The 13,772-nt window shown below is 53.2% G+C and carries 7 protein-coding genes; 1 reads left to right on the top strand and 6 read right to left on the bottom strand.

Annotation, left to right across the window (positions count from 1 at the left end):
• Positions 1-67: 67 nt before the first annotated feature.
• From fusA to rpsL, 3 genes are read right to left on the bottom strand one after another with little or no spacing between them, the layout of a single operon-like run.
• Positions 68-2,146 carry an elongation factor G gene (gene fusA, locus ABFZ83_RS03530; protein ID WP_411818050.1) on the bottom strand — a complete coding sequence of 693 codons (2,079 nt, stop codon included), beginning with the start codon at positions 2,144-2,146 and terminating at the stop codon, positions 68-70.
• A gap of 29 nt (positions 2,147-2,175) precedes the next feature.
• Positions 2,176-2,646: a 30S ribosomal protein S7 gene (gene rpsG, locus ABFZ83_RS03525; protein WP_411818049.1), complete on the bottom strand. Its 471-nt coding sequence runs from the start codon at positions 2,644-2,646 to the stop codon at positions 2,176-2,178.
• Between the two features lie 11 nt (positions 2,647-2,657).
• Complete coding sequence (gene rpsL, locus ABFZ83_RS03520; RefSeq protein ID WP_369313980.1) at positions 2,658-3,029, bottom strand: 30S ribosomal protein S12; 372 nt, start codon at positions 3,027-3,029, stop codon at positions 2,658-2,660.
• Positions 3,030-3,457: 428 nt separating this feature from the next.
• On the opposite strand from rpsL, the gene ABFZ83_RS03515 reads away from it, so the two are divergent.
• Positions 3,458-4,642 carry a glycosyltransferase gene (locus ABFZ83_RS03515; RefSeq protein ID WP_411818048.1) on the top strand — a complete coding sequence of 395 codons (1,185 nt, stop codon included), beginning with the start codon at positions 3,458-3,460 and terminating at the stop codon, positions 4,640-4,642.
• Between the two features lie 53 nt (positions 4,643-4,695).
• Here the strand turns inward: ABFZ83_RS03515 and rpoC are convergent, their stop codons facing one another.
• The 3 genes from rpoC to rplL all read right to left on the bottom strand — a co-directional run bounded on the left by rpoC (position 4,696) and on the right by rplL (position 13,763).
• A complete protein-coding gene (gene rpoC, locus ABFZ83_RS03510; protein WP_411818047.1) occupies positions 4,696-8,952 on the bottom strand; it encodes a DNA-directed RNA polymerase subunit beta' in 4,257 nt (1,418 codons plus the stop codon).
• 73 nt (positions 8,953-9,025) lie between these two features.
• A complete protein-coding gene (gene rpoB / locus ABFZ83_RS03505; RefSeq protein ID WP_411818046.1) occupies positions 9,026-13,105 on the bottom strand; it encodes a DNA-directed RNA polymerase subunit beta in 4,080 nt (1,359 codons plus the stop codon).
• 280 nt (positions 13,106-13,385) lie between these two features.
• Entirely contained in the window at positions 13,386-13,763 is a 378-nt protein-coding gene (gene rplL, locus ABFZ83_RS03500) for a 50S ribosomal protein L7/L12 (protein ID WP_411818045.1), read from the bottom strand.
• Positions 13,764-13,772 lie beyond the last annotated feature (9 nt).

Raw genomic sequence — 13,772 nt, 5'->3', positions numbered from 1 at the left:
TTTGACGTCTGTCGTTAAACTTTTCGCCCGAAAGCCGATTTCCAATCGGGCGGATTAAAATTTCCGGCTAGCCGGCAAGCTTCGCTCTTACTTCTTCTTCAACTGCCTTCGGTACGCGCTCATAGTGGTCGAACAACATAGTGTACTGAGCACGACCCTGGGTCGCCGAACGAAGATTGTTTACGTAGCCGAACATATTCGCGAGCGGAACCATCGCATGGACAACATTTGCGTTGCCGCGCATTTCCTGCTCCTGGATTTGACCACGACGTGAATTGAGATCGCCGATAACCGTACCGGTGTACTCTTCAGGCGTCACAACTTCGACCTTCATGACCGGCTCAAGCAACGCCATGCCAAGTTCTGCCTTGTTTTCGCGAAGCGCTGCACGGGCAGCGATTTCGAACGCAAGAACAGAAGAGTCAACGTCGTGGAACGCGCCGTCATAAAGCTCGACTTTAAAGTCGAGAATTGGGAAGCCGACCAAAAGACCGGTTTCACGAATAGAGTCGATGCCTTTCTCAACACCCGGGATATATTCCTTAGGAATTGAACCACCAACGATCTGGCTTTCGAATGAATATCCTTCACCCGGCTCAGTTGGCATTACACGCATCTTGATCCGCGCGAACTGACCAGAACCACCAGACTGCTTCTTGTGGGTGTAGTCGATATCGGCTTCGCGGGTGATCGTTTCACGATAAGCAACTTGCGGTGCACCAATATTCGCTTCGACCTTGAACTCACGCTTCATACGGTCAACGAGGATGTCGAGGTGAAGCTCGCCCATACCCTTAATGATCGTCTGACCTGACTCTTCATCAGTCGAAACACGGAACGAAGGATCTTCAGCAGCAAGACGCTGAAGCGCGATACCCATTTTCTCTTGGTCTGCTTTAGTTTTTGGCTCAACCGCAAGCTCGATAACAGGCTCTGGGAATTCCATGCGCTCAAGAACAACCGGCTTGCCTGGCTCGCAAAGCGTATCGCCAGTTGTCGTGTCTTTAAGACCAACAACCGCGATGATGTCGCCAGCGTATGCTTCTTTGATCTCTTCGCGGCTGTTTGAGTGCATCTGGAGCATACGACCAGCGCGCTCTTTTTTGCCCTTAACCGTGTTGAGAAGCTGAGAACCGGCCTCAAGCTTACCAGAGTAAATCCGGCAGAAGGTCAGCGAACCAACGAATGGGTCGTTCATAACCTTAAAGGCGAGCATTGAAAGCGGCTCGTCGTCAGAAGACTTACGAACAACTTCTTCGTCTGAATCTGGCAGATGACCTTTGATCGCAGGAACCTCAACCGGGCTCGGCAAGTAATCAACAACCGCATCCAACATTGGCTGAACGCCTTTGTTTTTGAATGCAGAGCCACAAAGCACTGGGTGGAACTCAACCGTACAAGTACCCTGACGGATCAGGCGCTTGATCGTGTCGTTGTCTGGCTCGTTACCTTCGAGGTAAGCTTCGAGAACTTCTTCGTCGAGCTCGACGACGGTCTCGATCATTTTCTCGCGGTATTCATTCGCTTTTTCAACGAGGTCCGCTGGGATCTCTTCGTCGTGGAACGCAGCGCCGAGGCTTTCTTCTTCCCAGATGATCGCTTTCATCCGGATAAGATCGACAACGCCTTTAAAGTCGCTTTCCGCGCCAATTGGGAGCTGAAGAATAACAGTCTTACAAGCAAGACGGTTGTGAATGGTGTCGACTGAATAATAGAAGTCAGCACCGATCTTATCCATCTTGTTGATGAAGAACATGCGCGGCACGCGATATTTGTCGCCCTGACGCCAAACCGTTTCGGTCTGAGGCTCAACACCAGCGTTCGCATCGAGAAGCGCAACAGCACCGTCAAGCACCCGCAATGAGCGTTCAACTTCGATGGTGAAGTCAACGTGTCCAGGAGTGTCGATGATGTTCAGACGCTTGTCGTTCCAGAAACAAGTCGTCGCAGCAGAGGTAATCGTAATACCCCGCTCCTGCTCTTGCTCCATCCAGTCCATCGTGGCAGCGCCATCGTGAACTTCGCCAATCTTGTGGCTTTTACCTGTGTAATACAGGACGCGTTCCGTCGTTGTCGTTTTCCCGGCGTCGATATGCGCCATGATCCCGAAATTCCGGTAGTCCTCAATTTTGTGCGTGCGCGCCATGACGAGGCTGCCTTTACTGTTAGTTCCGATTACCAGCGATAGTGTGAGAATGCGCGGTTGGCTTCGGCCATCCGGTGCGTATCCTCACGTTTCTTTACGGCTGCACCCCGGTTCTGGGCTGCGTCCATCAATTCGTTAGAAAGCTTGTCGACCATTGTCGTTTCGTTGCGTGAGCGAGCAGCCGCGATAATCCAGCGCATTGCCAACGCAAGCTTACGGTCAGGGCGAACTTCGACAGGGACCTGATATGTCGCACCACCAACACGACGAGACCGAACCTCAATCGCTGGCGTTACGTTATCAAGAGCCTCTTTGAAAAGCTCAACCGGCGGACGGCGAAGCTTGTCTTCGATACGGTCAAAAGCGCCATAGACGATTTTTTCAGCCGCTGGCTTCTTACCATCGACCATGACGTAATTCATAAATTTAGAAACAGTTTTGTCTCCGAATTTCGGATCCGGATGAACAACTCGTTTCTCTGCGCGGTGACGACGTGACATATCGCTTTATCCTATTTCGGGCGTTTCGCGCCGTATTTCGAACGACGCTGCTTACGGTCTTTGACGCCCTGCGTATCAAGAACACCGCGAACGATGTGATAGCGAACGCCGGGAAGGTCTTTCACACGACCGCCGCGGATCAGGACAACTGAGTGTTCCTGGAGATTGTGGCCCTCACCCGGAATGTAGCCGATCACCTCGAAACCATTCGTCAGGCGAATCTTCGCAACTTTACGAAGCGCCGAGTTCGGCTTCTTAGGTGTCGTCGTATAAACGCGTGTACACACGCCCCGCTTCTGCGGATTTCCTTCGAGCGCCGGAACTTTGTTAATTCGGCGCTTGGGCTTCCGCGGTTTGCGGATGAGTTGTTGAATAGTAGGCATTGCGTCTCCAGGCTTTCGCTATCAGCGGGCGCCAACCCTAAATAAATCCGCGTCACGGACAGGTATCCATGACACGAACGAGAGGCGCCCCGCCCTTCGGAACGCCGCTCAGTGAACCTCAACTGTCATCATCTAAATTTGACTGCGTTTCAGTGTCGATCTCTCGAAAGACCTGACGGCCAGCCATTCAGCGGCGCGACACATAACTTCCCCCATCAGCGGGGTCAATACGCTTAAGGGAAAATAAAGCCACCTTTTCGCTGTTTTTTAGCAGCGAAACGATACACAGGATCACAAGCATGTATCGCGAGCCGGGATATACACCATCTCGGAAAAATTGGGAAGGTGAAGGAGGCGTATGTTAAGGCCTTTAAACTATACGCTTCACGCAGGTTTCCGCTGATTTAAGACGGGTTGAGGAGAGAAAATTGCGCATTGCCATCATCCAATACGGAGTTTTGCATGACCGGTTCGAAGCGCTTCGGGCGGGTGGTCAAGAAACCTATTATGCGCAACGATATTCGGTCGATTACGTCGCAGCGTTATCAGAACGCCATGATTTCGTGGGCGTAATTGGCGTTTTGGACAACGAACCGAGCGAATCGGCACTATCGCACTCATTGCACTCGGTCTGTATTCCGCGCGATTCGAAGGGCGGGGTCGATTCGCCAACGGTCATCAAACAACTCGAAGCATGGAAACCGGATCGCCTGATATTGCAGGCACCGATCCGGCCAGTGCTGCGCTGGGCCCTGAAAAACAACATCGATACCCTGCCCCTGCTGGCCGATAGTTTCGAGGAATCCGGGTTGCGCTATCGCTATCGGGCCTTTCGGCTGGCGCAATTGCTTTCAAATCCGCGCATTCGCGCCGTCGGCAACCACAATATACCGTCCTGTCTTTCGCTTCGGCGGATTGGCGTGCCCGAAGACAAGATCTATCCGTGGGACTGGCCACATGAATTACGCCCTGAAAACAATGCTGTAAAAGCCTTGAGCGATCAGCCTGCAAAGCTTGTTTTTGTTGGCTCGCTGGCCCAGTCAAAGGGCGTTGGCGATTGCATCAGAGCTGGAAAAATCCTGCGTGATCGCGAAATCCCCTTTTCAATGAACCTGATTGGCGCTGGTGATTTCACCGACGAAGCCGCCGCCTTGATCGCGGAGCTTGGCCTTGGCGACCAAATCAGCTTGGCTGGCCGGCAACCCCACGACGTTGTGGTCGAGGAATTGAAATCCGCGACGATCGCCCTCGCCCCAAGCCATCATATCTATCCAGAAGGCTTGCCCATGACGATTTACGAGGCTCTGGCGACACGCACGCCCCTGGCGCTTTCGGATCACCCCATGTTCCGGCTTTATTTCGCTGAGACACCGGCAGCCCGCATGGCCCCCGAGCGGAGCCCCGAACAACTCGCCGACGCTATCGCGACGCTATTAACAGACGCCAACGCCTATGGTGCCGCCTCCGCCGCGACCGAAGCCCTTTGGAACCGGGTTAAATGTGACCTCACTTGGGGCGCGCTAATTGACGCCTGGCTGGGGGAAGACGGCGCGTCGATTGAAAAGGTGAAACACCAAAATCTGCCGGCAATTCTGGCCGAGTTGCCCAAATAAAAAACGGCGGCCCGAGGGCCGCCGCTTTTGTTTTTAAGGTTGGACGCGCTGAATTACTCAGCCGCGTCCTGATTTGCTGGGCCTTCCTCGCCTTCCGACGATGCGCCTTCTGATTCCATCACCGCTTCCGGTGAGGCCTCAAGCGCAGGTACGTCAGATACACCGGCGCGTTTAACGCGCTCTTCGATAAGCTCGCGGTCACGACGTTCGGCCTCGAGCTGGTGACGTGACATCGCACCGCCCGTACCCGCAGGGATAAGGCGACCAACAATCACGTTTTCTTTCAAGCCTTCAAGCATATCAATCTTACCATTGACCGCCGCTTCCGTAAGAACGCGCGTGGTCTCCTGGAACGACGCAGCCGAGATGAATGACCGCGTTTGCAGGCTGGCTTTGGTGATACCGAGCAGAACCGGCGTCGCTTTTGCCGGACGCTTGCCCTGATCTTCGAGTTTCTCATTCGTCTCTTCGAACTCGAAGCGGTCAACCTGCTCCTCTTTCAGGAAGAGCGAGTCACCCGGATCAGTCACTTCAACTTTTTGAAGCATCTGACGAACGATCACTTCGATATGCTTGTCGTTGATCGGAACGCCCTGCAGGCGATAAACTTCCTGGATCTCGTCAATGAGGAAGTCGGCAAGCGCCTCAATCCCCATAATCGCCAGAATGTCATGCGGCGCAGGATTGCCGTCCATCAGATATTCGCCCTTGGCGATGAAGTCGCCATCCTGAACCGCAATATGGCGGCCTTTTGGAACGAGGTAATCTGAAGGTTCAAGGCTTTCATCCGTTGGGATGATCTTGATACGGCGTTTGTTCTTATAGTCGCGGCCGAATTCAACCTTACCATCGACATCCGCGATGATCGCATGATCTTTCGGACGACGTGCTTCGAAGAGTTCAGCAACACGCGGCAGACCACCGGTGATATCCCGCGTTTTTGCACCCTCGGTCGGGATACGCGCAACAACGTCACCAGACGTGATTGTCTCGCCGTCTTCGACAGAAAGAACCGCATCAACCGGAAGCGTGTAACGCGCTTCACCGCCGCTTGCGAGTTTCAATGGCTCACCATCTTCGCCCACGAGAACAACAGCCGGTTTCATATCGGCCGCACGCGGATTAGCGCGCCAGTCGATCACAACGCGGCTAGCAATACCGGTGGCTTCATCGGCAACAACCTGCATTGAGTAACCTTCCTGAAGGTCCTCAAATTTTACCTTACCGCCAACTTCGGTAAGGATCGGCAAGGTGTATGGATCCCAGTCAGCAAGACGCTGACCGCGGGTTACCTTATCGCCATCGTCAACGCGAAGTTTCGCACCATAGGAAACTTTGTAAGACGCGTTTTCTTTACCGTCCTTGTCGACGATTTTAACCAGCGTATTACGACCCATGATGACCAACTCGCCCTGAGAGTCCTTAACGACGTTCCGGCCTTCGAGTTTGATCGTACCTTCATGGCTTGCTTCGATGAACGATGAATCGCCAACCTGCGCTGTACCACCGACGTGGAATGTACGCATGGTAAGCTGTGTACCCGGCTCACCAATTGACTGCGCCGCGATAACACCGACGGATTCGCCAATATTAACCGGGCAACCACGCGCAAGGTCACGACCATAACACTTCGTACAGATACCGACTTTGGTGTCACAGGTCAGAACCGAACGTACGCGAACTTTCTGAACGCCAGACGCTTCGATAAGTTCACTCTGCGCTTCATCGACTTCGTCATTGGCTTTGCCGACGATCTCACCAGTTTCAGGATGCGTAACATCCTCAAGCAATGTACGGCCAAGCAATACCTGCGATAGCGGCACAACGACTTCACCACTACGGACAACCGCTTCGATGGTGATACCGTTTGTGGTTCCGCAATCGACTTCGCGCACGATGCAATCTTGCGCAACGTCAACAAGACGACGGGTCAGGTAACCAGAGTTCGCCGTTTTCAACGCCGTATCCGCAAGACCCTTACGGGCACCGTGGGTTGAGTTAAAGTACTCAAGCACGGTCAGACCTTCTTTAAAGTTTGACGTAATCGGCGTTTCGATAATCTCGCCTGACGGCTTGGCCATCAGACCACGCATCGCACCAAGCTGACGCATCTGTGTGGGGGAACCACGCGCACCTGAGTGAGACATCATGTAGATTGAGTTCGGCTCAAGCTGACGTCCTGAATCGGAATCGTATTTGGTTTCAGAAATTTCAGCCATCATCGCGTCGGCAATTTTATCCGTACACTTCGCCCAAGCGTCGATCACTTTGTTGTATTTCTCACCACGCGTAATGAGACCTTCAGCATATTGCTGCTCGAATTCACTCACGAGGTTGCGGGTTTCCTCAACGAATTTCTTCTTCGCTTCAGGAATGACAACGTCATCCTTACCGAACGAAATACCAGCTTTACATGCTTCCTTGAAACCAAGGTCCATGATGTGGTCAGCAAAGATAACCGTCTTTTTCTGACCGCAATGACGGTAGACGATATCAATCAGCCCCTGAATGGTTTTCTTGGTCAGGAGTTGGTTGACGACCGAGAACGGAACATCTGAGTTACGCGGCAGAACCTGCGCAACTTTCATCCGGCCCGGTGTACTTTCAACGATCTCTGTTACCAGCTCACCATCGGCATTAAGACCTTGCCAACGCGCCTTGATTTTTGTGTGCAGGGTTACAACGCCCGCATCAAGCGCGTGTTCGATTTCTTCGATAGAACCAAAGACCTTGCCCTCGCCAGGCTCGCCCTCTTTTTCCATCGTGATGTAATAAAGACCAAGAACAATATCCTGAGACGGAACGATGATCGGCTTACCGTTCGCCGGTGACAGGATGTTGTTGGTCGACATCATGAGAACGCGAGCTTCAAGCTGCGCTTCGAGCGACAATGGTACGTGTACCGCCATCTGGTCGCCGTCAAAGTCCGCGTTAAACGCAGTACAGACCAACGGGTGAAGCTGGATCGCCTTCCCTTCGATCAGTTTCGGCTCAAAGGCCTGAATACCGAGACGGTGGAGCGTCGGCGCGCGGTTGAGCATGACCGGATGTTCGCGAATAACCTCATCGAGGATATCCCAAACTTCGGGCCGCTCTTTTTCAACGAGCTTTTTCGCCTGTTTGACGGTCGCCGAAAGCCCCTTCGCATCGAGACGCGAATAGATAAACGGCTTGAACAGCTCAAGCGCCATTTTCTTTGGCAGGCCACATTCGTGGAGTTTCAGCTCTGGGCCAACAACGATAACCGAACGACCGGAATAGTCGACGCGCTTACCGAGAAGGTTCTGACGGAAACGACCCTGCTTCCCTTTCAGCATATCTGAAAGCGATTTCAGCGGACGTTTGTTGGTGCCGGTAATGACGCGACCGCGACGGCCATTGTCAAACAGCGCATCAACCGATTCCTGCAGCATCCGCTTTTCGTTCCGAACGATAATGTCCGGCGCACGAAGCTCAATCAGGCGCTTCAGACGGTTGTTCCGGTTGATCACGCGGCGATAAAGATCATTGAGGTCAGACGTCGCGAAACGGCCGCCATCAAGCGGAACAAGCGGACGCAGTTCCGGCGGAATAACCGGAATGACCGTCATAATCATCCACTCTGGCTTGTTGCCAGACTCGATGAACGCAGACAGGAGCTTGAGACGCTTTGCGTATTTTTTTGTTTTCAGCTCGCTGGTTGATTCAGCGATATCAACGCGCAGCTTTTCGCATTCCGCTTCAAGATCGATCGAAGAAAGAATTTCACGGATGGCTTCCGCACCGATGCCGGCGGTGAAGCTGTCTTCGCCATATTCTTCCTGCGCCTGAAGATACTCTTCTTCGGTCAGGAGCTGGTTTGGTGTCAGCGCCGTAAGACCCGGCTCAATAACGATATACTGCTCGAAATAAAGCACCCGCTCGAGATCTTTGAGCGTCATATCGAGCATGAGCGAAATACGGCTAGGCAACGATTTCAGGAACCAGATATGCGCAACCGGCGCAGCCAGTTCGATATGGCCCATCCGCTCACGACGAACTTTGGTAAGCGTAACCTCGACACCGCACTTCTCGCAGACGATGCCTTTATACTTCATGCGCTTATATTTACCGCACAAGCATTCATAGTCTTTTACTGGGCCAAAAATCCGAGCACAGAACAAACCGTCCCGTTCAGGCTTGAACGTACGGTAGTTGATAGTTTCAGGCTTTTTGATCTCACCAAATGACCAGGAGAGAATTTTCTCTGGCGATGCAAGCGAGATACGGATCTTATTGAACGTCTGCGCGGGCGCAGCCGGATTAAAAACGTTCAGCAGTTCCTGGGACATAAGAGCCTCTCAATTCGGAGCGGATGATCAGTCCGCAAATCAATAACTAAAGGGAACGGGGGACGCGTTAGCGTCACCCGTTCTGAAGCTCGACATTAAGGCCGAGTGAACGCATTTCCTTAACAAGGACGTTGAAGCTTTCCGGGATACCCGCTTCGAACGAGTCATCACCACGAACAATCGCTTCATAAACCTTGGTCCGGCCCGCAACGTCATCTGACTTAACCGTCAGCATTTCCTGTAGCGTATAAGCCGCGCCATAGGCTTCGAGTGCCCAGACTTCCATCTCACCGAAGCGCTGGCCGCCAAATTGCGCTTTACCGCCCAATGGCTGCTGCGTGACCAGTGAGTATGGACCAATCGAACGCGCGTGGATCTTGTCGTCGACAAGGTGATGCAGCTTGAGGAGGTATTTATACCCCACCGTAACCTTACGCTTGAAGGTTTCACCCGTCCGGCCATCATAGAGCGTGACCTGACCGGAATCTTCAAGACCGGCACGTTGCAACATGTCGATGATTTCCGCTTCGCGCGCACCATCAAAGACTGGCGTCGCAATCGGAACACCGCGAATGAGGTTCGTACCAAGCTCTTTCAGTTCCTCATTGGAACGCGGAAGAACCTGCTCGTCGCCATAAACATGTTTCAGCTCAGCAATGAGATCTTCGCGAGTCTTGGAACCATTGTCCCATTCCTCGAGAACATTGCCAATCTGACGGCCAAGACCTCGACACGCCCAACCAAGATGCGTTTCGAGAATCTGACCCACATTCATCCGCGAAGGAACGCCGAGCGGGTTAAGAACGATATCGACCGGCGTACCGTCAGCAAGGAACGGCATGTCTTCCATCGGTGCGATTTTCGAAATCACACCTTTGTTTCCGTGACGACCAGCCATCTTGTCGCCGGGCTGAAGCTTACGCTTCACGGCCACAAAGACTTTGACCATCTTCATCACGCCCGGCGGTAGTTCGTCACCGCGCTTGAGCTTGTCGACCTTGTCTTCAAAGCGCGCTTCGAGGCGAGCTTTAGAGTCGTCATACTGTTTCTTGAGCGCTTCGATTTCGCCCATGACCGCTTCGTCGGCGACACCGATCTTCCACCACTGACCGCGTGAAAGCTGCTCTTCGAGAATAGTTTCGGTGACCTGACCGGATTCAAATCCTTTTGGACCTGACACGGCCTCTTTACCGAGAAGCAATGGCTTGAGACGGCCATAGATGTTGCGCTCAAGGATCGCGAGTTCGTCGTCGCGGTCTTTTGCGAGACGTTCGATTTCTTCACGCTCGATCGCGATCGCGCGTTCGTCCTTGTCGACACCGTGACGGTTAAAGACACGAACCTCAACAACTGTACCAGCAACACCTGGCGGTAGTTTCAGCGAAGTATCACGAACGTCAGACGCTTTCTCACCAAAGATCGCGCGCAGAAGCTTTTCTTCCGGCGTCATTGGCGATTCGCCTTTTGGCGTGATCTTACCAACGAGAATATCGCCCGGATGAACTTCAGCACCAATGGCAACGATACCGGCCTCGTCGAGGTTACGCAGCGCTTCTTCCGATACGTTTGGAATATCGCGGGTAATCTCTTCCGGGCCGAGTTTCGTATCCCGCGCCATCACTTCGAATTCTTCGAGGTGGATGGAAGTGAACACGTCATCGCGCACGATACGCTCAGAAATGAGGATCGAGTCCTCAAAGTTGTATCCGTTCCACGGCATGAACGCCACGAGCACGTTTTTACCGAGCGCCAGTTCACCCAGATCCGTCGACGGACCATCGGCAATGATGTCGCCTTCGCGAACAATGTCACCGATTTTCACGAGCGGACGCTGGTTGATACAGGTGTTCTGGTTCGAACGCTGGAACTTGCGCAGATTGAAGATATCAACGCCCGGCTTCGTCGGGTCATTCTCTTCGGTTGCGCGGATAACGATACGCTGCGCATCGACCTGCTCAACGATACCTGCACGACGTGCAGAAACCGCAGCACCAGAATCGCGCGCCACAACCGCTTCCATGCCGGTACCGACAAACGGTGCCTCTGCCTGAAGCAGCGGCACGGCCTGACGTTGCATGTTTGATCCCATCAACGCGCGGTTCGCATCGTCATTCTCAAGGAATGGGATGAGCGCCGCAGCAACAGAAACAAGCTGTTTTGGCGAAACGTCGATATAGGCCACGTCTTCACGCGGTACCAATGTTGCGTCACCACCAACACGGCAGTTGACGAATTCGTTTGCCAGACGGCCTTCCTCGTCGACTTCCGCATTCGCCTGCGCAATCGCAAAGCGCTGCTCTTCCATCGCCGACAGATAGATGACCTCGTCGGTCACCTTACCGTCTTCAACGCGGCGATATGGGCTCTCGATGAAGCCATATTTATTCACCTGCGCATGTGTCGCGAGCGAGTTGATCAGACCGATATTCGGCCCCTCAGGCGTTTCAATCGGGCAGATCCGGCCATAGTGCGTTGGATGAACGTCACGGACCTCAAAGCCCGCACGCTCACGGGTCAAACCGCCCGGACCAAGCGCTGAGAGACGACGCTTATGCGTAATCTCTGAAAGCGGGTTTGTCTGGTCCATGAACTGGGAAAGCTGTGACGAACCAAAGAACTCGCGCACCGCCGCCGCAGCCGGCTTCGCGTTGATCAGATCATGCGGCATCAGCGTATCAAGCTCAGCTGATGACATGCGTTCCTTGATCGCGCGCTCCATGCGGAGCAAGCCGATGCGATATTGATTTTCCATCAACTCACCGACCGAACGCACACGGCGGTTGCCGAGATTGTCGATATCGTCGATCTCGCCGCGGCCATCACGCAGATTGGTCAGGGTTTTCAGAACCGCAAGAATGTCTTCCTTGCGCAGGGTGCGAAGCGTGTCCTCGGTCTCGAAATTGAGACGGATGTTCATCTTAACCCGGCCAACCGATGAAAGGTCATAGCGCTCTGGGTCAAAGAACAGCGAATAGAACAGGCCTTCAGCCGTTTCCAATGTGGGCGGCTCACCCGGACGCATCACACGATAAATATCGATCAGTGCCATTTCGCGATTGCGGTTTTTGTCCGCGTTCAGCGAGTTCCGGATATACGCACCGATATTGAGGTGATCGACGTCAATCGTATCAAACGCTTCGATGCCGATTTCCGCAAATGTCTCAAGGTGGTCTTCGGTGATCTCTTCACCAGCTTCCGCATAGATCTCACCATTGTCGAAATTGACAAGGTCAGAAGCGAAATAGCGGCCAACCATTTCCTGATCAGAAAGCAGAAGCTCTTCGAGCCCCTCTTCCGCCAGCTTTTTCGCGGCGCGCGCAGAAAGCTTTTTACCGGCCTCCAGAACGATCTCGCCATTCTTAGCGTTGATCAGGTCGCGATCGACCTTCACGCCTTTCCAGCGCTCTGGGTTGAACGGCATTGTCCAACCGGTTTCGATCTTCCGGTGGGAAACGCGGTCATAGAACTCGTCGAGGATTTCTTCCTGATCCATACCGAGCGCATAAAGCAGCGTTGTCGCCGGCAATTTACGGCGACGGTCGATACGGACATTGACGATGTCCTTCACGTCAAATTCAAAATCAAGCCACGAACCACGGTAAGGAATAATCCGCGCAGCAAACAACAGCTTGCCCGATGAATGGCTCTTGCCGCGGTCATGATCGAAGAACACACCCGGCGAACGGTGCATCTGCGATACGATCACGCGCTCGGTACCGTTCACGATGAACGTACCATTGTCCGTCATGAGCGGCATGTCGCCCATATAGACTTCTTGTTCCTTGATGTCCTTGACGGACTTCGCACCAGTCTCCTCATCGACCTCAAAGACGATAAGGCGCAGCGTCACCTTCAACGGCGCTGCATAGGTCATGTCACGTTGCTGACATTCCTCGGTGTCATATTTGGGATCTTCGAACTCGTAAGACACATATTCCAGCGTTGCGGTCTCTGTGAAATCCGAAATCGGAAACACAGACCGGAATACAGCTTCGAGGCCGTCGATCTCACGATCTTCCGCCTTGATGAATCGCTGCAGGAACTGTTCGTAGGAGTCTTTTTGAACCTGAATAAGGTTCGGCATTGGAGCCGCATCGCCGATACGACCGAAATTTTTACGAATGCGTTTCTTCTCAACGAAGGATTGCGCCATCTTTTCCTCACAAGCGGATGTCAACCGTTTCGCAGCGTGCGCGACCAAACCCGGCGTCAAACAGGGTTAACGCATACGAAAAAGTCCCGTCAGTCGCACAATGTTCGACCGCGGGCACGGATGACTAAATTTTGATCTCGATTAACCGAAGCACGTCGCCGCAAAACCTTAAGCCGCCGACAGGGATCCATCGGCGGCGATTGGGTGTAATAGGCGTGCTTGTCCGCGACCGCAACCCCTGCGGACACGAAAATTCACGCCTACACGCGAATTATTCGAACTATTTAAGTTCGACTTTCGCGCCAGCTTCTTCGAGCTTCTTCTTGATGTCTTCCGCTTCAGCTTTCGCTGCAGCTTCTTTAACTGGCTTGCCGCCAGCTTCGACGAGCTCTTTTGCTTCCTTGAGGCCAAGACCCGTGATCGCGCGTACTTCCTTGATCACGTTGATTTTCTTGTCGCCAGCGCTGACGAGGATGACGTCGAACTCAGTTTGTTCTTCGCCTGCACCGCCTTCAGCAGCACCAGGAGCAGCAGCAACAGCAACTGCGCCAGCAGCTGGCTCAATGCCGTACTCGTCTTTAAGGATATTTTTCAGCTCTGCTGCTTCAAGAAGCGTCAGGCCAACAAGCTCTTCAGCTAGTTTTTTAAGATCAGCCATTTTGTTTAG

It is taken from the genome of Hyphococcus formosus (genome assembly GCF_046736345.1).
In the GTDB taxonomy this organism is placed as follows: domain Bacteria; phylum Pseudomonadota; class Alphaproteobacteria; order Caulobacterales; family Parvularculaceae; genus Hyphococcus; species Hyphococcus formosus.
The sequence above is the reverse complement of the archived record's forward strand: the minus strand, read 5'-3'. Positions and strand labels throughout refer to the sequence as shown.